This window comes from Streptomyces sp. YIM 121038 (genome assembly GCF_006088715.1).
In the GTDB taxonomy this organism is placed as follows: Bacteria; Actinomycetota; Actinomycetes; order Streptomycetales; family Streptomycetaceae; genus Streptomyces.
This window is the reverse complement of the sequence record NZ_CP030771.1, coordinates 5,937,522-5,962,139: the sequence shown is the minus strand read 5'-3', so window position 1 is coordinate 5,962,139 and position 24,618 is coordinate 5,937,522. Positions and strand designations below refer to the sequence as shown.

Genomic DNA, 24,618 nt, shown 5'->3' with positions numbered 1-24,618 from the left:
GCCGAGATCCGGTCCGCACCGGCAACCATCCAGCCCGTCCGGCGTTCGAGGACGAGCGCGCCAGCGCGACAAAGGGGGCGGGGGGATCGGGGGACGCCGCGTCAGCGGGGGTGGGCGGCGTCAGAAGACCGGGGCCGCCGTGTACGACGGGACGGGCCGGGGACGGTGCGGCAGGGTGACCGGCGGAACCTGGCTGCCGCCGCCGGGGCGGCCCCCGTGGTGGCCCCCGCCGGGCAGGTGCCCGCCGCCGTGGTCGTCGTCCTCGTCGTCCCCGTCGTTGCCGTGCCCGTTGCCGCCGCCGTGGCCGTTGCCGCCGCCGTTCCCGCGGCCGGGCTCGTCGTCGTCCTGGTCCTTGCCGTTGCCGTTGCCGTTGCCGTCCAGGACCCGCTCGCAGAACGCGCGCACGCGCTCCGCCCCGCGGGCGGCCTCCTCCAGGCGGCGGCGCTTGTCGGTGGCGAGGCCGCCGCTGCGGTAGTCGCGGCAGGCGGAGACCACGTGCTTGTACCACTTGCGGCCGTTGCGCTTGCCGTCCTCGCCCGGGTCGGCGGTGCCCGTGCCGGGCGAGCCCGTGGCGCCCCGGTCGCGGCCGTCGTCCGGGGCGGCGGAGCGCTCGGAGCCCTCCGACGTCGCCGAGGGGTCCGGCTCGGCGGACGTGTCGTCGCCGAGGGGGGAGTCCTCCGCGTCGGGCACCTCGTCGGGCGGTGCGGCGGCGTCGGTGGAAGGGCTGCGCAGCGGCCGGTCGGGCGTCTGCGCCGGGGACGCGCTGGTGGCGGGCGGCCGCTCGGCCCGGTGGAACGGGGAGGGGATCACCCCGGTGCCCGCCGCGACCGCGACCCCGCCGGCCATGCAGGCCGCGAGGGCCGCCGCGACGCCGAGCCGCAGGGGGCGCCCCCAGCGCACGGGCCGGGGCGCGGCGGCGGGGCTGCCGATCCGCACGGGTTCGTCGACCGGGCCGGGGGCGCCACCGGCCACGCCGGACACACCGCCCGAGGCCACGCCCGTACCGGCCGCACCAGTGGCCCCGGCCGCGTCGGACGCGAACGTCTGTCCGCCCCGCGCCGCCCGGAACGCGGCCAACGCACCGCACTCACCAGGGAGTTCGCCGTCCTCGCCGGTCTTCGCGGGCTTGCCGGCGGACAGCGCGGCGAGGGTCTGGGCGAGCCGCTCGGCCCGTTCGCGGTCGTGATCGCCGATGCCGTCGAGCCGCTCGCCGCGCAGCAAACGCTCCGCCGCGACACGGTCCAGCCACTTGTCCTGCTCGTCGGCCATCACATGTCCTTCTGCGTCCGCGTACGCGAATGCGTCACACAGGGGGACGGGGGCACCGCGCGTCCGTGCGGGTCCGGCTGCGGGGGTACGGCGCCGAGCCCGCGCGCCCGCGCGGAGTCGTCGGCGCCCATCAGTTCGGCGAGCCGCTTGAGCCCTCGGTGGGCCGCGGTACGCACCGCTCCGGGGCGTTTGCCGAGCGTCTCGGCCGCGCTCTTCGCGTCCAGGCCGACGACGACCCGGAGCACGACGGCCTCGGCCTGGTCCTGCGGGAGCTGGGCTATCAGCGCGAGCGCCGCGTCGGTGCCGAGCGACTCCATGGCCTCGCCCGCGGTGTCCGCGTCGGCGGGCTTTCCGGTCAGCTCGGTCTCGTCGCCGCCGATCGCGGGGCGGCGGCCGCGCATGCGGATGTGGTCGAGGGCGCGGTTGCGGGCGATGCGCGCCGCCCAGCCGCGGAAGCGGTCCGCGTCGCCGCTGAACCGGTCGAGGTCGCGGGCGATCTGCAGCCACGCCTCGGACGCCACGTCCTCGGCGTCGAGATCACCGACGAGCGTCCGTACGTAGCCGAGCAGCCGCGGGTGCACGGCGCGGTACACCGTCCGGAACGCGGTCTCGTCCCCGGCCTGCGCCGCGAGCACGGCGGCGGTCAGCTCGGCGTCGTCCTCCCCCTGCACTGCGGGCCCCTCTGCGCCTGGCCAGGCGCGGCTCTCACGGGTCTCATGGCGCGCCGTCCGCCGCTCGCGGTCCGCCTGGAAGCGGCCCGCGTTGGTGGGTCGCGACACGGCGCGAAACTGCACGCTACGGCGTGAAAGCCGTGCACGTCCATGTTTGTACAACGCGCAACTAGCGGGTGACTCGGTGAGGTGTGACAGAAAACGCACCCCCGACGCAGTAGGGAGTACGGACCGCCACGCGGTTCGTGCCGTGTGACGGCCGGGGCCTCTCCTGTGGGGGGTGGCGGCCCCGGCCGTTCCCACGTCCGTGGGTGCCTCGCGCGGCTCACGTCCCCGGAGACAGCGCGTGTCTGCGTACCCGGCCGGACAGGGCCGGTGTCGCGCGACGGGGTCAGTTCTCGTCCGGCACACCGTTCATGATGAGCTTCGTCGTGGCCAAGGGCCCGCCGGCGGGCATGGGCTTGGTGGGGCCCAGGCACGACGTGTGCAGCCCGGGGTTGAGGTCGGAGAGTTTGCAGTGGATGTCTCCCCCGAAGTTCGTGGTGATCAGCCCCTCTATCTTCACCTTCTTGGTGGAGCGGTTTTCCACGATCATCATGGACTGCAGATGGGTACGGTCAGCAGTCACGAAGGAGCAGTTCGCGAAACTGATGAAATTCGACGCCTTGTGGTCCTTCCAGGAACAGCCAGAATGGGGCACGTCGGGAACAGGCCGCCAGGTGGTGCTGGGGACGGCTGCGGCAGGCCCCGCCGCGAGCAGGCCCGCGCTGACTGTCGCGGCGGCCACCATGAAGAATTTGGTGCTGTGACGCATGATGCTTCCCCTTTGGTTGACGGAATCGGTTGACCGGGGGGAATCCGAAAGCGGGCACACCGAAATCAGGACTGGAAGATTCCTGATCCCGCGGGCGGCGATATCACACGCATTCCCCGCGGATATCGCCCGGCCCGCGCAGCGGAGAGCAAGGTCGAACAGCTCTCGGCGCCGGTAAAGCTACAACATCTTCGGAAACACGGAAATGGCACTCGCGATGCCGGGAACCGCCGAGCACACGGTCGCCGTCAGACCTGGAAGAGGCCGGTGCCGTCGCCGAAGCCCTGGAGTTCGCTCGCGTCGACCGTCTGCGCGGCGGGCGGCGCCTTCGCCTCGACCGGCTCGTCGTAGTCGGAGATCCGCATGGTCATGCGCTCGCCGCCGCTCTCCTCCATCTCCATCGCGACCAGGTACGGCTTGCCCCGCGCCGCGACGTAGACGGTGGTGTCCGTGCCGCCCTGCCGCTCCACGAGGGGTATGACCCGGCGGCCGTAGCGCCACGTCGCGTCCTGGGCGCGGATGGTGGTGGTGCCGCCCACGCCGTCGAGGTGGCCGAGCACCTCGTCCAGGTCGCACTGCGCCGACGGCATCACGCGCCGCCCCGAACTCCCGTCGCCGGTCGGGAACTTCACGTACTTCCCGCGCAGCAGCCCGATGCGCCGCTCCATCTGCGCGGCGACCGCGGGGCCGCGCTCGCGGGCCAGCGAGCCGAGGGCGTCGAGCGAGGAGTCCTGGAAGCGCACATAGGTCGCGCGCCCCTCGATCATGATCAGGTCGCCGCGCATGATGCCCTCCTCGACCGTGCCGGTGCAGTTGCTCTCCCGGTCGACGTGCAGCGTCACCTCCTGGCGCTGCGCGGTGCCGGCCGCCACGGACCCCTTGGTCTGGGCGACGTTGATCCGCATCGAGTGGGTCGCCTTCATCAGCTCCACGGCCCGCAGGGTGAGCCGCTGGCCGCGCGCCTCGTCGCGGGGCAGTTCCTTCTCGAACGTGCCGCCGCTCAGCCGCACCGGCCCCCGCTCGCCGCCGCAGGCCGTCGTGGCCGACGCGAGCGAACCGGCCACGAGCGCGACGGCCGCGGCCCGCGTCCACCGGCGGCGCGCGCCGCCCCGAGTTCCGCGCCGCGCCCTCAGCCCCACAGTTCCCACCGTCTTCGCCCCGCTCTGCCCGCGCGCCCACGTGCCCGCGCTTCCGTCGGCCTTCTCATACGTTTCTCATGAACCCTGCGCACACGAGAGCTTGGATGTCACACCACAGGCGTGCGGGATACATCACGCGCCCTTTCCCACCACCCCGTACAACCCTCCGCGCCGCCCATAAGTCTTACGAACTCGTTGATTCACCGGGAGTTCGCTTCATGAGCTCAGGAGTTCTCAAGGGGTGGGGTACGTGACCCTCAAGCACAAGGCCTGGCTCGCCGTGGGCAGCGTCGTCCTCGGCGGCGCCGCCGTCAGCGGCACGGGAGCGGTGGCGCACGCGGCCACCGGCACCGCGACCGGTACCGCCACCGGCGCCGCCGACCTGGTGGCGGGCATGCCCCGGGCGGGCGGTTCCACGGGCGCCCTGAGCGTCCTGCCGGGCGCGGCCGGCGGCCCCGACGCGGCCGCGCGCAAGAACCTCACCCAGTCGAGCCCCGGCGTCCCCGGCCTGGACGAGCCGGGCGACGAGTGGGCCGCCGCCACCGCCCGGGGCGATCTGAACGGCGACGGCCACCCGGACCTCGTCATCGGCGCACCAGGCGAGGACGACACCGCGGGCCACAAGGACCGGGGCGCGGTGACCATGCTGTACGGCCCGGACTACGCCTCGGGCACGGACATGCAGCTCTCGGAGGACTTCGCGTACGGCGGCGCGCGCTTCGGCTCGGCCGTGGCCGTCGGCGACTTCAACAAGGACGGCAGGGCGGACGTGTTCGCCGCGGCCACCGGGACGGGCGGCAGCTGGGCCGCGCGGTTCTCGGCGGACCAGGAGGCGGCGGGCACGATCACCTCCGCCGAGCGGGCGATCTCCTTCCCGGCCGCCGCGTCCGGCGACTTCAACCACGACGGGTACGCGGACGTGGCCCTCACCTACCGGGACCCGGCGGGCCGGGCCCAGGCCGTCTGGTTCCGGGGCACCCGCTCGGGCCTCAGCCGGGTCGGCCGGCTCGCCATCCCCGGCGGCCGCTCGGTCGCCGCGGCCGACGTGAACGGCGACGGCTACGACGACCTGGTCATCGGCCAGCCGTACACCGCCGAGTCGGGCGCGCACGCGGGCGGCCAGGTCACGGTCGTCAACGGCGGCTCCGGCGGCCTCACGAGCACGGGCGCGCGGACCGTCCACCAGGCCACGGCCGGAGTGCCCGGCGCGGCCGAGGCGGGCGACGCGATGGGCTGGTCGGTCGCGGCGGCCGACGTGGACGGCGACGGCTGCGCGGACGTGCTCACCGGCGCCCCGGGCGAGGACATCACGCGCGCGGGCAAGGCCCGTACGGACGCGGGCACGTCCCTGCTGCTCAAGGGCTCCCGCTCGGGCCTGACCGGCGCGGGCGCGCTCGCCGTCAGCCAGGACGAGCCGGACGTCCCCGGCGTCACGGAGACCGGCGACCGGCTCGGCTCCGCGGTCTCGCTCGCCGACTTCGACGGCAACGGTCATCCCGACCTCGCGATCGGGGCCGAGGGCGAGGACAAGGGGGACGGGACGGTGCTTCAGCTGGACACCGACAAGAACGGGGCGGTGGTGCGGGCGAGCGGGGTCTACTACGCGCGGGCTCAGCTCGGGACTCCTGCCGGGGCGCGCCTGGGGCAGGTGCTCGCGCCGTAGGTCCGACCGCCGTGGCCGTCCGCGGGTGCGTCGTGGCCGGTCGCGCCCACGCGGCGAAGCCGCGAATGGACACAGCCCCGCGCCCCTCAGGGGGCGCTCCGCGCGCGGCGTGACACGACCGCGCGCAGCACCCGGCGGCCCTCCGTCGACACGTCGAGCACCTGGCGCAGACCGCCCCCGGGGGCGGTCCCGCCGAGCAGTTCCAGGACGCGTATCTGGCGGCGCAGCTCGGCGGCGACCAGCGGCGCCACGCCCTCGTCGGTGGCGTCGAGCAGACGGTGGACCTGGAGCGCCGCGGCGGAACAGCCGTCGGCCCAGGTCCGCAGGGCGCCCGCGGTGCGCTCCGCGGGCACGGCGGCGAGCATGCGCCGGGCGAGCGCGGCCGCCTCACCGCCGCCCGGCCGCGCGGGCCCGGCCGCGCCCTCCCCGGCCCCCTCCGCCGTCAGCGTCCGCCGCACCCCGGCGAGCGCCCCGCCCCACGCCGCGCCGTCCGCGAGGTTCGCCCACAGCGGTCGCAGGACCTGTTCGTCGACGCCGTCGCCGAACAGCGGCACGCACCGGTCGAGGCAGGCGAGCCCGCTCGCGGCGAGACCCGTCTCATCGGCCTGGGCGATCAGTTCCACCAAGCTCGCACGTGACTCTTCTGGCTTCACATGCCCTTACAGCGTCCGACGGCCCGTTTCCGTCACTGCGGCCGAAAAGCGCTGGTGGGGCGGGGCTACTGCGGCAGCACCCCGAGCCGGTCGAGGAACCGGAAGAACAGCTGCTCCGCGGAGGGCTCGGCATCGGCGCGCAACACGTCGAGCAGCGCCGACGAGCGCGCGGTGCGGCCCGCCTCGGCGGCCCAGGCGACGGCGCGCTCGGCGGCGTCGCGCGGCTCCAGGAAGTAGTCCTCGACCGTCAGCTCACCGGCGGCCAGGTACCCGGCCATCGCGTCCCGCGCCAGGCACGTCGTCCACACGCCGCTCTCCGGCGCGGCCGCCTCGACCACCACGCAGTCGCTGTCCATCACATAGCCGAAGAGGGCGGGCGCGCCGGTCTCGGCGGCGAGCGCGTTCATGCTCCCGATGTCCTTGGCCTCCTCGGTGGCCTTGCTCGGGCACTCCCACACCTGCCAGCCGTCGGGCCGCCGCTCGAGCAGTTCGAGCTCGTCCCGCGCCCCCGCGAGCGCCGTGCACTTCCCCAGCGGAAGCGCGCTCCTCCCCACGACGTAATAGCCCCAGTAACCCATCCCCGCCCCCGTCGTACTCGCACCGTGCCCGTGCTGCCGTGGCCGCACACCATAGAGGGCCGTGCCCCTTTCCCCCCTAGTTGGCCCGCCCAGGCGTGTCCTCAAACTCCGGCGGGGCGCTCAGCCGCCGTCCTCCACCCGCCCCGCGAGGTCCACGAAGTCGCGCCAGGGCACCGAGGGCCGCCGCGCGTCCCACAGCTTCTGCGCCGTCGCCCGCAGCGGCATCCGGATGCCCCGGGCCACCTGCTCCTGCGTCTGGGCCCCGGGGATGTCGCACCAGACGGCGAAGACCGCGCCGAGGATCCGGTCGTCGTACGCCGCGTCGACCGGCCGGGTGCCGCGCAGGACGCGCGGGGTCCACTGCTCGTAGACGCGCTGCCCGGTGGGGTAGACGAAGGCGTTCGGCTCCCCCAGGACGTAGTAGAGGTACTCGTCGTTGTAGTTGACGACCGCGCGGCCCGCGCGCAGGTACTCCACGGGGTCGCGGGCGCCGATTTCCTTGCCGGTCCAGTACGCGACCTCCACGCGCTCGTCGACGGCCGTGGTGCCGCCGCGGAAGAAGCCGTCGTTCCAGGCCCGGACCGCACGCGCCGGGCCGACCGTCCGCGCCCGGTCGTTCAGCCACCGCGTCGCCAGGTCCTGGATCCGGGCGCCGGGGCCGAGCCGCTCGCGCGCGGCCGCGGCCAGGCGCGGATAGGACGCCTCCGGGTCGCGGACGGCCAGGGCCTGGTACTCGTCGGCGCCGATGTGCCACTGCCCGCCCGGGAACAGCTCGCCGTACTCGCGCAGGAGGTCGTCGACGATCCGGGCCGCCTTCGGGTTCGCCAGGTCCACGGCCCCCCGCGTCGCCGCGCCCCGGGTGTCGCGCAGCTGGAGGTCCGGGTGGGCCTTCAGGACGGCGCCCAGGTGCCCGGGCGAGTCGATCTCCGGCACGACCGTGATGTGGCGGCTCGCGGCGAGGTCGACGATGCGGCGCACCTGCTCCTTGGTGAGGTGGTCGGCGGACACCACCTCCGGGTGCGACTCCGAGGCGATCCGGAACGCCTGGTCGTCGGAGAAGTGCAGGCCCAGCTCGTTGTACTTGAGGTCGCCGAGCTCCCGCACGCGGCGCTCGATCCACTCGGCCGGGAAGGGCTTGCGGGCGATGTCGACCATGAACCCGCGCCGCGGCTTCGCGGGCGCGTCCCGTACGACGCCCTCGGGCGCGGCGCCGTCGGCGCGCACGGCCTGCTTCAGGGTGCGGGTGCCGTAGAAGACGCCCGCCTGCGCGGGGGCGCTGACACGGACGACCCGGTCCTTCACGGTGAGCGTGTAGGCCTCCGGGTTGCCGCCCGCCGGGCCGTCCTCCAGGTCGAGCCGTACGTCGCCCGGGCGGGCCCGCGCCTCGCCCCCGTACCGCAGCCGCAGCTCACCGGCGAGGAGGCGGGCCTCGTCCCGCAGCTCCGGGGCGCCCACGACCACGCGCCCCCCGGGCCCGGGGCGCCAGCCGGGGCCGCGGGCGGGGGTGTGCTCGCGCACGGCGGGTATGGTCCGCGGGGCCTTGGACAGGGCGTAGGACCGCGAGGGCGTGGGCTCGGCGGACGTGGGGGCCCGGCCGCTCCGCCGCCCGCTCCCGCCGTCGCCGTCGGGCCACGCCACCAGGGCTATGACCACGGCTCCCGCCGCGACGGCCCCTCCGCCGACGAGGGCCGCGCGCCGCCGCGTCACCGCCGGTCACCGCCGTCGGCGCCCACCGCCGTGGCCCTCGGGGTCCCGGCGGCCCGCGCGGCTCCCACGGCCCGCACCGTCCGCACGGCTCCCACGGCCCGCACCGTCCGCACGGCCCGCACCGTCCGCACGGCCCGCTCGCACATCAAGGCGTCCACACCCCCACGCTAAGCCCCGTCTCCCCGGCCCCGCCCGTCCACTCGGTGCCGCCAAACTCTCCCATCCGGATGAATTCGCCGCGCCGATTCCGCAGAGCGCACGGACACCCCTCCCGCCACCCCGATAGCGTGGCGCCCCGTCACTCACCCGTTTGCCCTCCGCCGAGGAGCCCCCCTGCCGTCGCACCGCGCCATACCGGACACCACGGGATCTCCGACCTCTCCGACGGGACCGCTGGAGCCCCTGAACACCGCGCCCGCCGACGAGGCCCAGCGCACCCTTCTGACCTGCTGCGGAAGCAGCCACTGGGCACGCAGGCTCACCGCCCACCGGCCCTACCCCGACCTCGACGCGCTGCTCGCCGCCGCCGACGAGGCCGCGTACGACCTGACCCCCGCCGACCTCACCGAGGCCCTGGCCGCCGAGCCGCTCGAACCGGCCGTGGCGCCGGGCAGCGCCTACACCGCCGCGGCCACCGCCCTGCGCGCCGCCCACGCCGCGTACGAGAGCCGCTTCGGCCACGCCTTCGTGATCTGCCTGGACGCCACCGCGCCCAGCGAGGCCCTCGACCACCTGCTCGCCTCCCTGCGCGACCGGCTCGGCAACGACCCGGAGGAGGAGCTCGCGGTGGCGGCGGACGAGCTGCGGCGCGCGGCCCGCGCCCGACTCACCCGACTTGTCCACAACTGGCCGGAGATTTCCGTTCCGCGGCCGTCCCGGCAGCCGGATCCGCCCCGCCCCACGCGCAGCGATAGCCCGTACGTACCAGTTTGATTGCCTGTTTGATCACACCCGAGGACCCCGGGCAAGCCCACCGACAACTCGTCGATACGATGACGAGCGGCCGGTGGACCGTACCCGGCCGGGCTCGTCCGACAAGAAGCCGGCCGGCCCCAATCCCCGCTCCCGGAGGGTTCTTCCGTGCCGGCTGGAACGCTGTACCGCGGCCGGGAAGGAATGTGGTCCTGGGTGGCTCATCGAGTCACCGGCGTCCTCATCTTCTTCTTCCTGTTCGTACATGTGCTGGACACCGCTCTCGTCCGCGTCTCGCCCGAGGCGTACGACGAGGTCGTGGCTACCTACAAGACGCCGATCGTCGCGCTCCTCGAGTACGGCCTGGTCGCTGCCATCCTCTTCCACGCGCTCAACGGCCTGCGTGTGATCGCCGTCGACTTCTGGTCGAAGGGCCCGCGCTACCAGAAGCAGATGCTCTGGACCGTCGTGGGCATCTGGGTCGTCCTGATGGTGGGCGCGCTGTACCCGGTCCTCGGCCACGCCGTCCGTGAACTGTTCGGGAGCTGAGGCCAGACATGTCCGACACCACGCTTGAGAAGTCCGGAGTGGGCCCCGTCGAGGGTGACTCCCTCTACGACGCCGACAACCCCGCGCCCGTCATCGAGGCCCCCCGCAAGCGCACGTCGAAGACGCCTCGCGCCACCCGCGGCAACTTCGAGATGGCCGCGTGGCTGTTCATGCGCCTGTCCGGCGTCGTCCTCGTCGTCCTCGTCATCACGCACCTGCTGATCCAGCTGGTGCTCGACGGCGGTGTGTCGAAGATCGGCTTCGCGTTCGTCGCGGGCCGCTGGGCGTCCCCGTTCTGGCAGGTCTGGGATCTGCTGATGCTGTGGCTCGCCATGCTGCACGGCGCGAACGGCCTGCGCACGGTCATCAACGACTACGCGGAGCGTCCGAACACGCGCCTGTGGCTCAAGGGCCTGCTGTACACCGCCACGGTGTTCACCATCCTCCTGGGCACGCTGGTGATCTTCACCTTCGACCCGAACATCCGCTAAAGCCGAGGCGACCCCAGTGAAGATTCACAAGTACGACACCGTCATCGTCGGCGCGGGCGGCGCCGGCATGCGCGCCGCCATCGAGGCGACGAAGCGCAGCCGCACCGCCGTGCTCACCAAGCTCTACCCCACCCGCTCCCACACCGGCGCGGCGCAGGGCGGCATGGCCGCCGCGCTCGCCAACGTGGAGGAGGACAACTGGGAGTGGCACACCTTCGACACGATCAAGGGCGGTGACTACCTGGTCGACCAGGACGCCGCCGAGATCCTGGCGAAGGAGGCCATCGACGCGGTCCTCGACCTGGAGAAGATGGGCCTGCCGTTCAACCGCACCCCGGACGGCACCATCGACCAGCGCCGCTTCGGCGGTCACTCCCGCAACCACGGCGAGGCGCCGGTGCGCCGGTCCTGCTACGCGGCGGACCGCACCGGCCACATGATCCTCCAGACCCTCTACCAGAACTGCGTCAAGGAGGGTGTGGAGTTCTTCAACGAGTTCTACGTCCTCGACCAGCTCATCGTGGAGGAGGACGGCGTCAAGAAGAGCGCGGGCGTCGTCGCGTACGAGCTGGCCACCGGCGAGATCCACGTCTTCCAGGCGAAGGCCGTCATCTACGCCTCGGGCGGCACCGGCAAGTTCTTCAAGGTGACCTCCAACGCGCACACCCTCACCGGTGACGGCCAGGCGGCCTGCTACCGGCGCGGGCTGCCGCTTGAGGACATGGAGTTCTTCCAGTTCCACCCGACCGGCATCTGGCGCATGGGCATCCTGCTCACGGAGGGCGCCCGCGGTGAGGGCGGCATCCTCCGCAACAAGGACGGCGAGCGCTTCATGGAGAAGTACGCGCCGGTCATGAAGGACCTCGCGTCCCGTGACGTCGTCTCGCGCTCCATCTACACGGAGATCCGCGAGGGCCGCGGCTGCGGTCCCGAGGGCGACCACGTCTACCTCGACCTCACGCACCTCCCGCCGGAGCAGCTCGACGCCAAGCTCCCGGACATCACGGAGTTCGCGCGCACGTACCTCGGCATCGAGCCCTACACGGACCCGATCCCGATCCAGCCGACCGCGCACTACGCCATGGGCGGCATCCCGACGAACGTCGAGGGTGAGGTCCTCTCGGACAACACCACCGTCGTCCCGGGCCTGTACGCGGCGGGCGAGGTCGCCTGCGTGTCGGTGCACGGCGCCAACCGCCTGGGCACCAACTCGCTGCTCGACATCAACGTCTTCGGGCGCCGCGCCGGCATCGCCGCCGCGGAGTACGCCGCGAAGGCCGACTTCGTGGAGCTGCCGGAGAACCCGGCGCAGCTCGTGGCCGACCTGGTCGAGCAGCTGCGCGACTCCCGGGGCACCGAGCGGGTCGCGGAGATCCGCAAGGAGCTCCAGGAGACGATGGACGCCAACGTGATGGTGTTCCGCACGGAGCAGACCATCAAGACGGCCGTCGAGAAGATCGCCGAGCTGCGCGAGCGCTACAAGAACGTCTCGGTCCAGGACAAGGGCAAGCGCTTCAACACCGACCTCCTGGAGGCCATCGAGCTGGGCAACCTGCTCGACCTCGCCGAGGTCATGGCGGTCTCGGCCCTCGCCCGCAAGGAGTCCCGCGGCGGTCACTACCGCGAGGACTACCCCAACCGCGACGACGTCAACTTCATGCGCCACACCATGGCGTACCGCGAGGTCGCCGACGACGGCAAGGACTCGATCCGCCTCGACTACAAGCCGGTCGTCCAGACCCGCTACCAGCCGATGGAGCGTAAGTACTGATGGCAACCCCGACGATGGACAAGGTCGAGGCGGACGCCGCGGCCTCGTCCCACCTCATCACCGTCACCTTCCGGATCCGCCGCTTCAACCCGGAGGTCTCGGCGGAGGCGACCTGGGAAGACTTCCAGCTGGAGATCGACCCCAAGGAGCGCGTCCTCGACGGTCTGCACAAGATCAAGTGGGATCTGGACGGCACGCTGACGTTCCGCCGCTCCTGCGCGCACGGCATCTGCGGCTCGGACGCCATGCGGATCAACGGCAAGAACCGCCTGGCCTGCAAGACCCTGATCAAGGACATCAACCCGGCCAAGCCGATCACGGTCGAGCCCATCAAGGGCCTCACGGTCCTGAAGGACCTCGTCGTGGACATGGAGCCGTTCTTCCAGGCCTACCGCGACGTGATGCCCTTCCTGGTCACCAAGGGCAACGAGCCGACGCGCGAGCGCCTGCAGTCCGCCGAGGACCGCGAGCGCTTCGACGACACGACGAAGTGCATCCTGTGCGCCGCCTGCACGTCCTCGTGCCCGGTGTTCTGGAACGACGGCCAGTACTTCGGCCCGGCCGCGATCGTGAACGCGCACCGCTTCATCTTCGACAGCCGTGACGAGGCGGGCGAGCAGCGCCTGGAGATCCTGAACGACAAGGACGGCGTGTGGCGCTGCCGCACCACGTTCAACTGCACGGACGCCTGCCCGCGTGGCATCGAGGTCACGAAGGCGATCCAGGAGGTCAAGCGCGCGCTGATCACCCGCCGCTTCTGAGCCTCCGGCTCGGCCCGCAGTGAGGGCCCCGCACCCCGGTACCGCACCGGGGAGCGGGGCCCTCACTCGTTCTGGTGAACGATTCGGCTCCCGGCACCAGGCCCTGGCACGTCCTACGATGATGCTCTCGACCCCAGCCCCCTAGGAGGCACGCGATGTCCGCCGCCAGCGTCGAGCAGCCCTATGAGGACGAAGAGCCGTTCTCCCTCACGGCCATCGCCGACGAGATCATGGAGCGCCATCCGGGCTACCGCGTCGAGATCATCGGAGGACATCTCCTCGTGACCCCTTCCCCGGATGCCCCGCACGCCCGCGCCCTGACCAGTCTCATGGTGCCCTTCCTCGCCGCCGGGTTGCACGGCGAGGAAACCGAGGTCCTCCAGAACGTCGGTCTCTGGCTCCCCACCGCCATCGAGGACTACGCGATCCCCGACCTCGTGATCGTGGACGCCGACATCGACGACCACTTCGTCGAGAACAACGCCTACGACCCGGTCTGCTTCCGCCTCGTCCTGGAGGTCACCTCCAGCAACTGGAGGGACGACCTGAAGACCAAGGTCACCGCCTACGCCGAGGCCAAGGTGCCCGTCTATGTCGTCGTCGATCGCAAGCACCAGCGCCTGCACCTCCTCACCGACCCCAAGGGCGGCGAGTACGGAAACCATCAGGTACACGCCCCCGGCCAGGTGGTCGCCCTGCCCGACTCGATCGGCGCCAAGGTGTCGCTGGACGTGACGGCACTTCTGGAAGCCGGGAAGAAGAAGAGCTAGCCCCGCTGCGCATCCACCCGCTCCCACCCCCGCCGCTCCGCCGAAGCCTCACAGCATGGGCCCCGTGCCCACCGCCTCCAGGAGTTCCAGGTCGTACGTGAGGGGGCCGCTGCCGAGCATGATGTGGCGGGCCTTCGAGGCGTAGCCGGGGGCCGTCGCCGCGAGGAGGTAGACGCCGGGGGCGGGGGCCGACAGGAGGTAGGAGCCGTCGGCCAGGGACGAGACGCGGTCGAGCTGGCGGCCGCTCTTGGACAGCAGGGTCATGGTCACGGTGTGGATGGGCTCGCCGTCGGGCGTGATGATGAAGCCGTGCACGACGTGCGCACCACGCTCCTGCGGGGCGGGCAGGCCGGGGACGTAGTGTTCGTCGTCGGCCGCGTAGGCCGCGTCGTAGGGGTCGTACGGGGAGAAGTCGCCGCGGGCCGTCAGCGGGTCCACCGCCCCGCACGCGCCCTGGGCCGCGCACGCCTCGGGCGACCCGCACGCGTCGTCCGGGGCGTGCGGGTCCGGCGCCGGGCCCGCCGGGCCGAGGGCGGCCGCCACCAGCGCCTCCAGCTCCTCGGGCGCCGGGGGCGCGGCGTCCTGCGGCTCGACGGCGAGGTGCGGAAGGCGCCGGTCGAGCCAGGGCGGGAGCCACCAGTTGGCGCGGCCGAGCAGCCGCATGGCGGCGGGGACGAGCGCGGTGCGCAGCACGAACGCGTCGAGTGCGACGGCCGCGGCGAGGCCGATGCCCGCCGTGGCGCCCTCCATGTCGCCGCTGAGGACGAACGCGGAGAACACGCAGATCATGATGAGGGCCGCGCAGTTGATGACCCGGCTGGTCTCCGCGAGGCCGACGCGCACCGCGCGGGCGTTGTCCCGGGTGTGCACCCACTCCTCGTGCATGCGGCTGACCAGGAACACCTGGTAGTCCATCGACAGGCCGAAGAGCAGCGACAGCATGACGACGGGCAGGAACGCCGTGATCGGGCCCTCCTTGGCGATGCCGAGCGCCTCCGCGCCCCAGCCCCACTGGAAGACGGCCACCAGCACGCCGAAGGACGCGGCGGCGGCGACCAGGTTCATGACGGCCGCCGTCAGCGGGACGACGAGGGAGCGGAAGGCGACGAGGAGCAGCAGGAAGCCGAGCACGACGATGGTGCCCACGAAGTACGGAAGGCGGTCCGCCGTGACCGTGGCGAAGTCCTTGAACACCGCGGTCACGCCGCCGACGTGCGCGTCCACGCCCGCCCGCGGCAGTACGTCGGCGCGCAGCCGGTCGATCAGGCGGTCCGTGGCCGCGGACTGCGGCGAGGTGGTGGGGACGACCTGGATGACGGCGGTCCCGCCGTCGGCCGAGGGCGTCGCGGGGCCGACGTGCGCCACGCCCTCCGTCGCGCGGATGCGCTCCACCAGGGCCTCGGTGGCGGCCGGTCCGGCCTTCTCCACGACCACGTGGAGGGGCCCGTTGAAGCCGGGCCCGAAGCCCTCGGCGAGCAGGTCGTAGGCCTGTCGGGTGGTGCTGGACTCCTGGTGGTTGCCCTGGTCGGTGGCGCCGAGGCGCAGCGAAAGGAGCGGCAGCGACAGGGCCGCCATGACCGCGACGGCGAGCAGCGCGACCGTGCGCGGGCGCCGCCCCACGGCCGCGGCCCAGCACGCCGCGAGGCCGGTCGGCTCGTCCGGTTCGGGCCCGGTGGCCGCGAGGCGGCGCCGCTGGCGGCGGCTGAGCACGCGGGGTCCGAGCAGGCCGAGCATCGCGGGCAGCAGGGTGAGGGCGGCGAGCACGCTCAGGACGACGGTGAGGGACGCGGCGATGACCACGCCGTCCAGGAAGCGCATGTTCATCACGAGCATCCCGGCGAGCGCGACGCACACGGTGCCGCCCGCGAACAGCACGGCGCGGCCCGAGGTGTCGAGGGCCTGCGCGGCCGACTCCTCGGGGGCGAGGCCGCGCAGGATGCCCCGGCGGTGCCGGGTGACGATGAACAGGGCGTAGTCGATGCCGACGCCGAGCCCGATCAACGTGCCGAGCAGCGGCGCCACTTCGGGCACCGCCGTGACGTGGCTGAGCAGCATCGTGGCGAGCAGCCCGGTGCCGACGGCGAAGACGGCGGTGAGGATGGGCAGGAGCATCGCGAACAGCGAGCCGAAGGCGAGGAAGAGCACCACGGCGGCGGCCGCGATGCCGACGGCCTCCGCGGTGCCCGCGGGCGGCTCCTGGATGCGGGCGACGGCCTGGCCGCCGAGCTCGACCCGCAGGCCCGGACGGGCGGCGGCGCGCGCGGTGTCGACGACGTCCTCGACGAGGCTCTTGGAGACCTCGTTGGCCTGCGCGGTGAAGGTGATCTGCGCGTACGCGACGCGTCCGTCGCGGCTGATCCTGGCGGCGGCCTCGGGCCCCGGCGCGTACGGGCCCGCCACCTCGCCGACGCCCTTCATCCCGGCGATCTCGGCGAGCACGGGCTCGATCCGGCCGCGCACGGCGGCGTCCCGCGCCGAACCCCGCGCGGTCTTCCACACCACGGTGTCCGTGTCGCCGCTGCGCTGGGGGAACGCCTTCTCCATCAGGTCACCGGCGCGCGTGGAGTCCGTGTCGGGGGCGGAGAAGACGTTCGCGTAGTCGGTGCCCGCGGAGCCGCCGACGGCCCCTAAACCGACCAGTGCCGTCACCCACAGCACCACGACCACCAGTCGGTGCCGGTAGCACCAACGTGCCCATGCCACCACGATGTACGCCCCTTCGTCCCGGCGGCCCGGTCTCTTCGCCGGGCCGGGCCGTCCGCCGCCGCCCGGCCCGCGGCCCCTTCGCGCACGCGAAGGACCCCCAGCATCAGCGGCGGGCGGACCGTGCGCGCGGCAAAGGCCGTGATTCTCAAGCAACTCCAAACCACGGAGCGGCCCCCGGTACAACGAGCGCCCCGATACTGGGGACATGAGCCACGCCGAGGAACCCCGGGGAACATCTGTCGCAGAGGCCGCTCCCGCGGCGGGCGCGGCCACCGTGCTCGTCGTGGAGGACGAGCCGAGCATCGCCGACGTCCTCAGCCTCACCCTGCGCTTCCACCGCTTCGACGTGATGACGGCGGGCTCGGTCCGCGAGGCCCTCGCGCTCGCCGAGCGCACCCGGCCGGACTGCGCGCTCCTGGACGTGATGCTGCCGGACGGCGACGGGCGGGCGCTCGGCCGTGAACTGCGGGCGCGCAGGCCCGACCTCGCCCTGGTGTTCCTCACCGCCCGCGACGCGCCGACGGAGGTCGTCGGCGCCCTCGGCTTCGCCGACGACTACATCACCAAGCCGTTCCACATCGACGAGGTCGTCGCCCGCATCGGCGCCGTGCTCCGCCGCACCCGCCCCGGCGACGTGCTGCCGCAGCGGCCGCCGCTGCGCTACGGCGACCTGGAGCTGGACGAGACGACGTACCTGGTGCGCAGGGGCGGCCGCGAGGTGCAGCTCACGCCCACCGAGTACGCCCTGCTGCGCTTCCTGGTGCGCAACGCGGGCCGGGTGGTGCCCAAGGAGCAACTCCTGCGCCACGTCTGGCACATCGAGCACGCGGCGGAGTCGACGGTCGTGGAGACGTACGTCAGCTATCTGCGGCGCAAGCTCGACCAGGTGGGGCCACCGCTGATCACGACCCGGCGCGGCGTGGGATACGGGCTGGCATGAGGAAGCGGGCGCACACCGGGCCGCGGCGGCTCTTCGGGAACTCGCTGCGCGCCAAGCTCACCCTGGTGAACGTCGTCCTGCTCGCGCTCGGCATAGCGGCCGCGACCGCCGTGAGCATCATGGGCATGAAGCACTACCTGCTGAACAGCGTCGACTCCGAACTGAAGAGCTCGCGCACGGCGTTCAGCGGGATGCCGGTCACCCTCGACCATCTGAGGAAGATCAGCAACTTCAAGAAGTCGCTGATCGAGCTGCCGCAGCAGGTCGGGAAGGAGGACCAACTGACGCCTTCCTCCTCGCTGTTCGTCGCGGTCGACATCGACGACAAGCCCGTCAACTTCGGGTACGTCGGCTCCACGCAGCTCCAGCTCCAGCTCGCCCACGCCGTCGGCGACGCGCAGGAGTTCGCGGACAAGGACACGCCGAGCGACGTACGGCTGGGCGGCGACTCCTACCGCGCCCTCGGCATGCGGATCGCCGACGGCACGGTCCTCGTCATCGCCACCTCCACGGAGGACGTGCACGCGAGCGTGCGCAAGGCGCTCCGGCTCGACCTGGCCTTCGGCGTGCTGCTGCTCGCGCTGCTCGCCGTCCTGACGATGATGTCCGCGAGCCGACGCCTCAGGCCCCTGGAGGACATGGTCGAGACGGCCTCCGCGATCGCCGAGGGCGATCTGAAGCGGCGCGTGCCCTGCAGCAGGACCGAGGTGCGGGAGACCGAGCAGCTGCGGCTCGCGCTCAACTCCATGCTCCAGCAGGTCGAGGCGGCCTTCGCGACCCGCGAGCGGAGCGAGGCCCAGCTGCGGCAGTTCGTCGCGGACGCCTCGCACGAGCTGCGCACCCCGCTGTCCGCGATCCGCGGCTACCTCCAGCTCTACGACAACGGCATGCTGACCACGCCGGAGGACCGCGGCCGCGCCTGGTGCCGCGTCAACGCGGAGACCGACCGCATGAACCACCTCGTGGAGGAGCTGCTCACCCTGGCCCGCCTGGACCAGCAGCCCGAGCTGCGCCTGCGCCCCGTCGACCTGAGCCGACTGGTGCGGGACGCGGCCGACGACCTGCGCGCGCAGGACCCGGGCCGTCCGCTCACGGTGTGCGCGGACGGCGCGATCCTCGTCCGGGCGGACGAGCAGGGCCTGCGCAAGGTCCTCGCCAACCTGCTCGCCAACGTCCGCACCCACACCCCCGCCGAGACCCCGGTGCGGCTCGGCCTGGAGCGGCGCGGCCACGTGGTGTGCCTGACCGTGGCGGACGAGGGCCCGGGGCTCGGCGAACAGGACGCGGCCCGGGTCTTCGACCGCTTCTTCCGTACGGGCCGCAGCGGGGGCAGCGGGCTCGGCATGGCCATCGTGCAGGGCGTGGTGGCGGCCCACGGCGGCCGCGTCCAGCTCCGCACGGCGCCGGGCGAGGGCCTGACGGTCCTGGTCAGCCTCCCGCGCGTGCCGTCACCGCCGTCGCGGCCGCGCCCGCAGGCGCCGCGGGAGCCGGTCGCCCTGCTCACGCCGCGCGCGACGCCAGCTCCACCACCGTGATGTCGGACGGCGCCCCCACCCTGACGGGCGGGCCCCACGCCCCGGCGCCGCGGGTCACGTACAGCTGGGTGTCGCCGTAGCGCTCCAGGCCCGCGAGGGTGGGGTTGGCGAGGTCGGCGACGACGTTGTTGGGCCAGAGCTGGCCGCCGTGGGTGTGGCCGGAGAGCTGGAGGTCGACGCCGTGCTCGACGGCGTCGTGGATGACCACGGGCTGGTGGGCGAGCAGCACGGAGGCGCGCGTGCGGTCCCGGTCGCCGAGCGCCTTGGCGAAGTCGGGCCCCTGGCCCTCGTCCTCGCCCTGGACGTCGTTGACCCCGGCGAGGTCGAAGTACGGCAGTTCGGTGCGGGCGTTCTCCAGGGGGCGCAGGCCGAGCGAGCGGACGTGCTCCACCCACTGCTCGGCGCCGGAGAAGTACTCGTGGTTGCCCGTGACGAAGAAGCTTCCGTGGCGTGCGCGCAGGTCCGCGAGCGGGCGGGCGGCGCCCGCGAGGTCCTCGACGTCCCCGTCCACCAGGTCGCCGACGATCGCGATGAGGTCGGCCTGGGTGGAGTTGACGGTGTCCACCACGCACCGGGCGAAGCCCGCGCCGAGCACCGGGCCCAGGTGGATGTCGCTGACCACGGCGATCCGGAAGCCGTGCGCCGCGCGCGGCAGCTTGGCGAGGGGGACGGTGACGCGTTTCACGCGGGGGCCTCGGAGGACGGAGTACGTGCCGTAGCCCACGGTCGCCGCCGCGACGGTCGCCGCGCCCGCGGCTACCGTTCTGGCCACGAAGACTCGGCGGGGCAGGTCACCGCCGGGGTCCGCCGGATGGGGCTGTGCCCCTTTGCCCGCCTCATTGGCGCTTCGCGCCTCGTCCTCAAACGCCGGACGGGCTGGTCTGCTCGCCGGCCACCGGTTCAACAGTGGGCGTACCAGCTCTCCCGCCAGCAGGGCCAGGAGCAGGTACAGCGCGAACGCCATCCACAGGAAGCCCGGCCACGCCAGGATCCGCTGGAGCGGGAACGGTGCCCCGGTGCGCTCCGCCGCCAGCGCGCCGAACATCAGCAGGGGTCCCGCGAGGAACGCCACGGTGCCCAGGCGTCTGCCCCACGAGCCCTTGATCGTGGTGTCGCGCACCGTCCGTCGCCACACGTACCAGAGGAGGCCGCCGAAGACGGCGGCCGCACCCAGGGCGACCAGGACGAATCCGAGGACGCCCACGGCTATGAGCTTCGGCGCAGTGCGCGCACCCCACGCAACCCGATGGTCCCGACCACCGTCCCCAAGACAAAGGAGACAACGGCGAGCGTCAGGTGCACCCAGAAGTACGCCGTCGGACGGCCGTCGTCGAAGGCGAGCCCGCTGCCGTCCTTCCACAGGTTCTTGACGAAAGTGATCCAGATGACCCAGCTCCACGCGCCGAAGGCGAGCAGGAACCAGGAGACGGGGCGGCTGAGCTTCATACGCTCAGTATCACCAGGCGCCCTCACGGACCGCCTTCGGGGTGGGGGCCGCCGGGCGGGGCGGACCTCGGCGGAAACGGGTGCCGCCGCGCCCTGTACGTTCTCGTCCGTGCCTGCTGTGAAGAAGACCGCCCTGCTCATCGCGTCCGCGACCCTGCTGTCCCTGTCGACGGCCGCGCCCGCGCTCGCCGACGGCAAGCCGGGCGGCGACAAGGACAAACAGCCGAAGCCGCCCGCGCAGATGTCCACGGTCGGCGGTGCCCGCCTCGGCAAGCCGGGCACCCAGGTGGATCTCCAGTCGGGCGCTCCGGTGCTGCCCAAGGACCTGTCGGCCCGCTCCTGGATGGTCTCGGACGCGGAGTCGGGCGAGGTGCTCGCCGCGCACAACCCGCACTGGCGCCTCGCCCCGGCGAGCACCCTGAAGATGCTGTTCGCGGACACCGTGCTGCCGAAGTTCCCGAAGACCCAGAAGCACAAGGTCGCGCTGACCGACATGCAGGGCATCGGCGCGGGCAGCAGCCTGGTCGGCATCAAGGAGAACGAGACGTACTCGGTCCACGACCTGTGGCTGGGCGTCTTCCTGCGCTCCGGCAACGACGCGGTGCACGTCCTGTCCGCGATGAACGGCGGCGTGCCGCAGACCGTGAACGACATGCAGAAGCACGCCGAGGAGCTCCAGGCCCTCGACACGCACGTCGTCACGCCGGACGGCTACGACGAGAAGGGCCAGGTGTCGTCCGCGTACGACCTGAGCCTGTTCGCCCGCTCCGGCCTGCAGAAGAAGGACTTCCGCGAGTACTGCGCGACGGCCACCGCGGACTTCCCCGGCGCGACCGTCAAGGTGAAGAAGGGCAAGGACAAGGGCAAGACGAAGCGCGAGTCCTTCGGCATCCAGAACACCAACCGCCTGCTCACCGGGGCCGACGGCGTCGAGGCGTACAAGGGCATCGCGGGCGTCAAGAACGGCTCGACGACCAACGCGGGCAACACCTTCACGGGTGTCGCCGAGCGCGACGGCAAGGTGCTCCTCGTCACCGTCATGAACCCCTCGTCGGGCGAGCCGCACGCCGTCTACAAGGAGACGGCCCGGCTGCTCGACTGGGGCTTCGCGGCACACGACAAGGTGAAGCCGGTCGGCGAGCTGGTCCCGCCGAAGGGCGCCTCCACCGGCGCGGGCAAGGGCGCCCCGGGCGACGGCGGCACGAACTCCAGGAACGTGGCGCACGCCTCGGGCGAGCAGTCCAGCGGCATGGGCGTCGCGCTCGGCATCGCGGCCGGGGTGCTCGCCCTGGTCGCGGGCGGCCTGTTCCTGCTCAACCGTCGCTGGCCGCTGCGCCGGGGCTGACGGCCTCCTCGGCCCGGCGCGCCGTGCTGTCCGCCGCGCGTTCCCCGGTGCGTTCCGTCTTCGGCACGGCCGTCCAGGCGGCGCAGAAGAGGAGCAGCTTCGCGGTGAAGTTGATCCACAGCAGCAGCGCGACGGGCACGCCGAAGGCGCCGTACATGCTCTTCGCGGCGACGCCCTTCATATAGCCGCCGAGCAGCAGCTTCAGGAGCTCGAACCCGGCCGCGCCGAGCAGGGCGGCGACGATGAGCGCGCGCCGGGGCGGCTGGACGCCGGGCAGCAGCGTGAGGACGTACAGCAGGAGCAGGAAGTCGGCGAGGACGGCGATGGCGAAGGCGGCGAGCTGGAGCAGGACGCCGCCGGGGCCGTCCTTGTCGACGCCGAGCTGTTCGGCGGTCCAGCCCACGGCGGTGGAGGCGACGGCGGAGGCGATCAGCGAGGCGAGCCCGGCGCCGCCGAGCCCGGCGAGCACGCCCAGGTCCTTGAGCTTGCGCAGGAACGGGTTCTCGTCGGTGTCGTCGAGCAGCCAGACCGCGCGCAGGCACTCCCTTATCGAGCCGACCCAGCCGACGCCGGTGAACAGCAGCAGGGCGCCGGCGACGAGGCCGACGGTGCCCGCGTTGGCGACGAGCGCCTCCAGGTCGAGCTGGTCGGAGATGCCGGGGACCTGCTCGGAGATCTTGTCCTCGATCTTCTGCGTCTGCTGCGCGGAGAGGGTGGCCGCGGCGATGGCCGCCGCCACCGTGATCAGCGGGAAGAGCGCGACGAAGCTGATGAAGGTCATGGCGGCGGCGAGCCTGCTCCAGTGGACCTCGTCGAGCCGTTCGTAGGAGCGCCACGCGTGGGTGCGCGTCAGCCGGTCGACGTACGGCCCGATGCCGGGCAGCTTCTTCAGCCAGTCCATGTCCTCTGCCCCGTTCCTGGTGCGGTTCGTGCGGCCCGCGGGGTCCCCGTGTCGTGCGGGATCCGTGCGGCCTGTGAGCGGAATACCAACGTCCGGGTACCCCAAAACCGCAGGACAGTGGCCAGTGCCATGCCGATTCCCGCACCGGATACCGTGTCCGCCCGGCGCGAGGTCAATCCGAGGCCGTAGTGGGAGACGGCGATGCACAGGAGCTGGACGAGGGCGCCCGCGACGTTGACGGCGCAGAAGACGGCGTACTGGCGCAGGCGCGAGGCCCCGCCGTCGGCCCGGCGGTAGGTGCCGAGCGCGTTGCCCGCGTACGCGACCGTGCACCCGGCGACGAACGACAGGGCCTTCGCGGTCAGCGGGTCGATTCCGGCGGGCCCGCGCAGCCACAGGAACAGACCGAGGTCGGCGGCGTACGCGCAGAGCCCGGCGGCGGCGAAGCCGAGCAGCTCGCGCGCCGCGGGGCGCACGCTCCTCACCAGTCCGCGACCGCGAGCCCGTACATGGCGAGCCAGCCGAGCCCGATCAGGGCGAGCGCGCGGTCGTGCAGGACGACGTCCTCGGGCTCGCCCGCCGTGCCCCGGTCGGCGAACACGGCGTAGCGCAGGATCGCGAGGATGAAGGCGACCATGGACAGCTGCCGCCACGGCAGCACGCCGGTGCCCGCGGCGGTGCCGCTCTCCATGGCCCACAGGCAGTACGCGAGCACGGCGACGCCCGCCGCGAGCTGCCAGACGAACCGCAGGTAGCCGGTGGTGTACTCGGTGAGGAGCGCCCGGGTGGCGCCCGCCCGGCCGGCCATCTGCACGGCCTCGGAGTACCGCTTGGCGGAGACCATGAAGAGCGCGCCGAAGCCGGTCGTGATCAGGAACCAGCGCGACAGCGGGATCCCGAGCGCGACCCCGCCGATCATCGCCCGCATCAGGAACCCGGTGGTGACGACGGCGAGGTCGACGACGAGCACGTGCTTGAGGCTGACGCAGTACGCGAGCTGCATCACCACGTACGCGGCGAGCAGACAGGCCGTGAGCGGTGTGCACAGCGCGGCGGCCGCGAGCGGCGCGGCCACGGCGAGCACCCCGCCCGCGGCGTACGCGACGGGCACCGGGACCGCCCCGGCCGCGACGGGTCTGCGGCACTTGGTGGGGTGGGCGCGGTCGGCGTCGGCGTCACGGGCGTCGTTGATCAGGTAGACGGCGGCCGCGGCCGCCGTGAACAGGGCGAAGACCAGGGCGAGTTGGCTGAGGGCGTGGCGTGAGAACAGCTCGCCCGCGGCCGCCGGGGCCGCGATGACCAGGACGTTCTTGATCCACTGGCGGGGCCGCGCGGTCTTCAGGAGCCCGAGCGGCAGACCTCCGGGGCCGGGCTTCGGGGCCTGCGGGGAGCGGGGCGGGACGAGCAGGGCGGTGGTGCGGTCAGCCATCGTGACGGCCTCCGATCGGGCGCGGGGCACGGGTCCCGCGCAGCCAGGGGGCGCCGGCGTACGCCGTGGCCGCGCCGAGGGCCGCGCCCACCGCCACGTCCGACGGGTAGTGCACGCCGACGACGAGCCGGGAGACGCACATCGCGGCGGCGAGCGGCGGGAGCAGCCGGGCGCCCGCGGGCCGCAGCGCGCCGTACGCCACCGCGGCCGCGGCCGCCGACGTGGCGTGCGAGCTGGGGAAGGAGTGCCGCCCCGCGGTCCGTACGAGCGGGGTGACGTGCGCGGGCCGTGGACGCCGGACGAGCCGCTTCACCCCCATGCTGGCCAGGTGCGCGGCGGCGGTGAGCGCGGTGGCGCGCAGCCAGGCGGGGCGCCGCCCGCGGTCGAGCGCGGCCCCGGTCAGACCCAGGGCGAGCCACAGCGCGCCGTGCTCACCGCTGTGGGACAGGGCGCGGGCGGCGGCCGCCACGCGCGGATCGCTCCCGCGGGCGCGCAGGGCCGAGAGCAGCCGGTGGTCCATGTCGTCCATACGGACAGGCAACACCCCCCGAATTGCGGGATTGTTGGG

Annotated in this window: 25 protein-coding genes; 10 read left to right on the top strand and 15 right to left on the bottom strand. The window is 73.0% G+C overall.

The window, feature by feature from the left end:
• Window positions 1–120: 120 nt before the first annotated feature.
• The 4 genes from C9F11_RS25620 to C9F11_RS25605 form a co-directional block, all read right to left on the bottom strand.
• Window positions 121–1,269, bottom strand: coding sequence for an extensin (locus tag C9F11_RS25620; protein ID WP_171075838.1), 1,149 nt, complete (start codon window positions 1,267–1,269; stop codon window positions 121–123).
• The gene (locus C9F11_RS25615; protein ID WP_138966982.1) at window positions 1,269–1,940 is read right to left on the bottom strand and encodes an RNA polymerase sigma factor; all 672 of its coding nucleotides are present in this window, start codon (window positions 1,938–1,940) and stop codon (window positions 1,269–1,271) included. The genes C9F11_RS25620 and C9F11_RS25615 overlap by 1 nt, the downstream gene beginning before the upstream one ends.
• Before the next feature lie 391 nt (window positions 1,941–2,331).
• Window positions 2,332–2,754 carry a hypothetical protein gene (locus C9F11_RS25610; RefSeq protein ID WP_138961451.1) on the bottom strand — a complete coding sequence of 141 codons (423 nt, stop codon included), beginning with the start codon at window positions 2,752–2,754 and terminating at the stop codon, window positions 2,332–2,334.
• A 248-nt stretch (window positions 2,755–3,002) separates the two neighbouring features.
• Window positions 3,003–3,893 carry a hypothetical protein gene (locus tag C9F11_RS25605; protein WP_138961450.1) on the bottom strand — a complete coding sequence of 297 codons (891 nt, stop codon included), beginning with the start codon at window positions 3,891–3,893 and terminating at the stop codon, window positions 3,003–3,005.
• A gap of 250 nt (window positions 3,894–4,143) precedes the next feature.
• Here C9F11_RS25605 and C9F11_RS25600 point away from each other — a divergent pair, with 250 nt between their 5' ends.
• Window positions 4,144–5,556: an FG-GAP and VCBS repeat-containing protein gene (locus C9F11_RS25600; protein ID WP_138961449.1), complete on the top strand. Its 1,413-nt coding sequence runs from the start codon at window positions 4,144–4,146 to the stop codon at window positions 5,554–5,556.
• 86 nt (window positions 5,557–5,642) lie between these two features.
• On the opposite strand, the gene C9F11_RS25595 is transcribed toward C9F11_RS25600, so the two are convergent.
• The 4 genes from C9F11_RS25595 to C9F11_RS47520 all read right to left on the bottom strand — a co-directional run bounded on the left by C9F11_RS25595 (window position 5,643) and on the right by C9F11_RS47520 (window position 8,652).
• On the bottom strand, window positions 5,643–6,182 hold the full coding sequence (locus C9F11_RS25595; RefSeq protein ID WP_249401887.1) for a hypothetical protein: 540 nt from the start codon (window positions 6,180–6,182) through the stop codon (window positions 5,643–5,645).
• A 92-nt stretch (window positions 6,183–6,274) separates the two neighbouring features.
• Entirely contained in the window at window positions 6,275–6,787 is a 513-nt protein-coding gene (locus tag C9F11_RS25590; protein WP_138961447.1) for a hypothetical protein, read from the bottom strand.
• Between the two features lie 120 nt (window positions 6,788–6,907).
• Window positions 6,908–8,494, bottom strand: a complete 1,587-nt coding sequence (locus tag C9F11_RS25585; protein ID WP_138961446.1) for a glycoside hydrolase family 20 protein — start codon at window positions 8,492–8,494, stop codon at window positions 6,908–6,910.
• Window positions 8,491–8,652: a hypothetical protein gene (locus C9F11_RS47520; protein WP_171075837.1), complete on the bottom strand. Its 162-nt coding sequence runs from the start codon at window positions 8,650–8,652 to the stop codon at window positions 8,491–8,493. Before C9F11_RS47520 ends, C9F11_RS25585 begins: the two co-directional genes overlap by 4 nt.
• 193 nt (window positions 8,653–8,845) lie before the next feature.
• On the opposite strand from C9F11_RS47520, the gene C9F11_RS25580 reads away from it, so the two are divergent.
• The 6 genes from C9F11_RS25580 (at window position 8,846) to C9F11_RS25555 (ending at window position 13,748) form a co-directional block, all read left to right on the top strand.
• Complete coding sequence (locus C9F11_RS25580) at window positions 8,846–9,427, top strand: 2-oxo-4-hydroxy-4-carboxy-5-ureidoimidazoline decarboxylase (protein ID WP_138961445.1); 582 nt, start codon at window positions 8,846–8,848, stop codon at window positions 9,425–9,427.
• Window positions 9,428–9,574: 147 nt separating this feature from the next.
• Window positions 9,575–9,955: a succinate dehydrogenase, cytochrome b556 subunit gene (sdhC, locus tag C9F11_RS25575; RefSeq protein WP_138961444.1), complete on the top strand. Its 381-nt coding sequence runs from the start codon at window positions 9,575–9,577 to the stop codon at window positions 9,953–9,955.
• Window positions 9,956–9,963: 8 nt separating this feature from the next.
• Window positions 9,964–10,446: a succinate dehydrogenase hydrophobic membrane anchor subunit gene (locus C9F11_RS25570; RefSeq protein WP_138961443.1), complete on the top strand. Its 483-nt coding sequence runs from the start codon at window positions 9,964–9,966 to the stop codon at window positions 10,444–10,446.
• A 16-nt stretch (window positions 10,447–10,462) separates the two neighbouring features.
• Window positions 10,463–12,217, top strand: a complete 1,755-nt coding sequence (gene sdhA / locus C9F11_RS25565) for a succinate dehydrogenase flavoprotein subunit (protein WP_138961442.1) — start codon at window positions 10,463–10,465, stop codon at window positions 12,215–12,217.
• Entirely contained in the window at window positions 12,217–12,978 is a 762-nt protein-coding gene (locus C9F11_RS25560; RefSeq protein ID WP_138961441.1) for a succinate dehydrogenase iron-sulfur subunit, read from the top strand. The genes sdhA and C9F11_RS25560 overlap by 1 nt, the downstream gene beginning before the upstream one ends.
• Window positions 12,979–13,133: 155 nt before the next feature.
• The gene (locus tag C9F11_RS25555; protein WP_138961440.1) at window positions 13,134–13,748 is read left to right on the top strand and encodes a Uma2 family endonuclease; all 615 of its coding nucleotides are present in this window, start codon (window positions 13,134–13,136) and stop codon (window positions 13,746–13,748) included.
• Between the two features lie 48 nt (window positions 13,749–13,796).
• Here C9F11_RS25555 and C9F11_RS25550 read toward each other — a convergent pair whose 3' ends face one another.
• Window positions 13,797–16,454: an MMPL family transporter gene (locus tag C9F11_RS25550; RefSeq protein WP_249401886.1), complete on the bottom strand. Its 2,658-nt coding sequence runs from the start codon at window positions 16,452–16,454 to the stop codon at window positions 13,797–13,799.
• 274 nt (window positions 16,455–16,728) lie between these two features.
• On the opposite strand from C9F11_RS25550, the gene C9F11_RS25545 reads away from it, so the two are divergent.
• Both C9F11_RS25545 and C9F11_RS25540 read left to right on the top strand, forming a co-directional pair.
• A complete protein-coding gene (locus tag C9F11_RS25545; protein ID WP_249402226.1) occupies window positions 16,729–17,394 on the top strand; it encodes a response regulator transcription factor in 666 nt (221 codons plus the stop codon).
• Window positions 17,391–18,929 (top strand): HAMP domain-containing sensor histidine kinase, encoded by a 1,539-nt coding sequence (locus tag C9F11_RS25540; protein WP_138961438.1) that lies wholly within the window; start codon window positions 17,391–17,393, stop codon window positions 18,927–18,929. Before C9F11_RS25545 ends, C9F11_RS25540 begins: the two co-directional genes overlap by 4 nt.
• On the opposite strand, the gene C9F11_RS25535 is transcribed toward C9F11_RS25540, so the two are convergent.
• Both C9F11_RS25535 and C9F11_RS48805 read right to left on the bottom strand, forming a co-directional pair.
• A complete protein-coding gene (locus C9F11_RS25535; RefSeq protein ID WP_138961437.1) occupies window positions 18,895–20,133 on the bottom strand; it encodes a metallophosphoesterase in 1,239 nt (412 codons plus the stop codon). The genes C9F11_RS25540 and C9F11_RS25535 overlap by 35 nt on opposite strands.
• 2 nt (window positions 20,134–20,135) lie before the next feature.
• Window positions 20,136–20,375: a hypothetical protein gene (locus C9F11_RS48805; protein WP_138961436.1), complete on the bottom strand. Its 240-nt coding sequence runs from the start codon at window positions 20,373–20,375 to the stop codon at window positions 20,136–20,138.
• A gap of 109 nt (window positions 20,376–20,484) precedes the next feature.
• Between C9F11_RS48805 and C9F11_RS25525 the strand changes: the two genes are divergently transcribed.
• Window positions 20,485–21,720 (top strand): D-alanyl-D-alanine carboxypeptidase, encoded by a 1,236-nt coding sequence (locus C9F11_RS25525; RefSeq protein ID WP_346347344.1) that lies wholly within the window; start codon window positions 20,485–20,487, stop codon window positions 21,718–21,720.
• Here the strand turns inward: C9F11_RS25525 and C9F11_RS25520 are convergent.
• The 4 genes from C9F11_RS25520 to C9F11_RS25505 are packed head-to-tail and all read right to left on the bottom strand — an operon-like array spanning window position 21,689 to window position 24,579.
• Entirely contained in the window at window positions 21,689–22,621 is a 933-nt protein-coding gene (locus C9F11_RS25520; RefSeq protein ID WP_138961434.1) for a YihY/virulence factor BrkB family protein, read from the bottom strand. The two genes, C9F11_RS25525 and C9F11_RS25520, sit on opposite strands and share 32 nt — an antisense overlap.
• Window positions 22,609–23,097, bottom strand: a complete 489-nt coding sequence (locus C9F11_RS25515) for a GtrA family protein (protein ID WP_138961433.1) — start codon at window positions 23,095–23,097, stop codon at window positions 22,609–22,611. Before C9F11_RS25515 ends, C9F11_RS25520 begins: the two co-directional genes overlap by 13 nt.
• 5 nt (window positions 23,098–23,102) lie before the next feature.
• Window positions 23,103–24,050, bottom strand: coding sequence for a decaprenyl-phosphate phosphoribosyltransferase (locus C9F11_RS25510; RefSeq protein WP_138961432.1), 948 nt, complete (start codon window positions 24,048–24,050; stop codon window positions 23,103–23,105).
• A complete protein-coding gene (locus tag C9F11_RS25505) occupies window positions 24,043–24,579 on the bottom strand; it encodes a phosphatase PAP2 family protein (protein WP_138961431.1) in 537 nt (178 codons plus the stop codon). Before C9F11_RS25505 ends, C9F11_RS25510 begins: the two co-directional genes overlap by 8 nt.
• Window positions 24,580–24,618: the final 39 nt, after the last annotated feature.

Coding starts and splice junctions, on each gene's coding strand:
- C9F11_RS25620 (WP_171075838.1), bottom strand. CDS start 1,269: ATGGCCGACGAGCAGGACAAGTGGCTGGACCGTGTCGCGGCGGAGCGT.
- C9F11_RS25570 (WP_138961443.1), top strand. CDS start 9,964: ATGTCCGACACCACGCTTGAGAAGTCCGGAGTGGGCCCCGTCGAGGGT.
- C9F11_RS25590 (WP_138961447.1), bottom strand. CDS start 6,787: ATGGGTTACTGGGGCTATTACGTCGTGGGGAGGAGCGCGCTTCCGCTG.
- C9F11_RS25560 (WP_138961441.1), top strand. CDS start 12,217: ATGGCAACCCCGACGATGGACAAGGTCGAGGCGGACGCCGCGGCCTCG.
- C9F11_RS25610 (WP_138961451.1), bottom strand. CDS start 2,754: ATGCGTCACAGCACCAAATTCTTCATGGTGGCCGCCGCGACAGTCAGC.
- C9F11_RS25505 (WP_138961431.1), bottom strand. CDS start 24,579: ATGGACGACATGGACCACCGGCTGCTCTCGGCCCTGCGCGCCCGCGGG.
- C9F11_RS25520 (WP_138961434.1), bottom strand. CDS start 22,621: ATGGACTGGCTGAAGAAGCTGCCCGGCATCGGGCCGTACGTCGACCGG.
- C9F11_RS25510 (WP_138961432.1), bottom strand. CDS start 24,050: ATGGCTGACCGCACCACCGCCCTGCTCGTCCCGCCCCGCTCCCCGCAG.
- C9F11_RS25555 (WP_138961440.1), top strand. CDS start 13,134: ATGTCCGCCGCCAGCGTCGAGCAGCCCTATGAGGACGAAGAGCCGTTC.
- C9F11_RS25540 (WP_138961438.1), top strand. CDS start 17,391: ATGAGGAAGCGGGCGCACACCGGGCCGCGGCGGCTCTTCGGGAACTCG.
- C9F11_RS48805 (WP_138961436.1), bottom strand. CDS start 20,375: ATGAAGCTCAGCCGCCCCGTCTCCTGGTTCCTGCTCGCCTTCGGCGCG.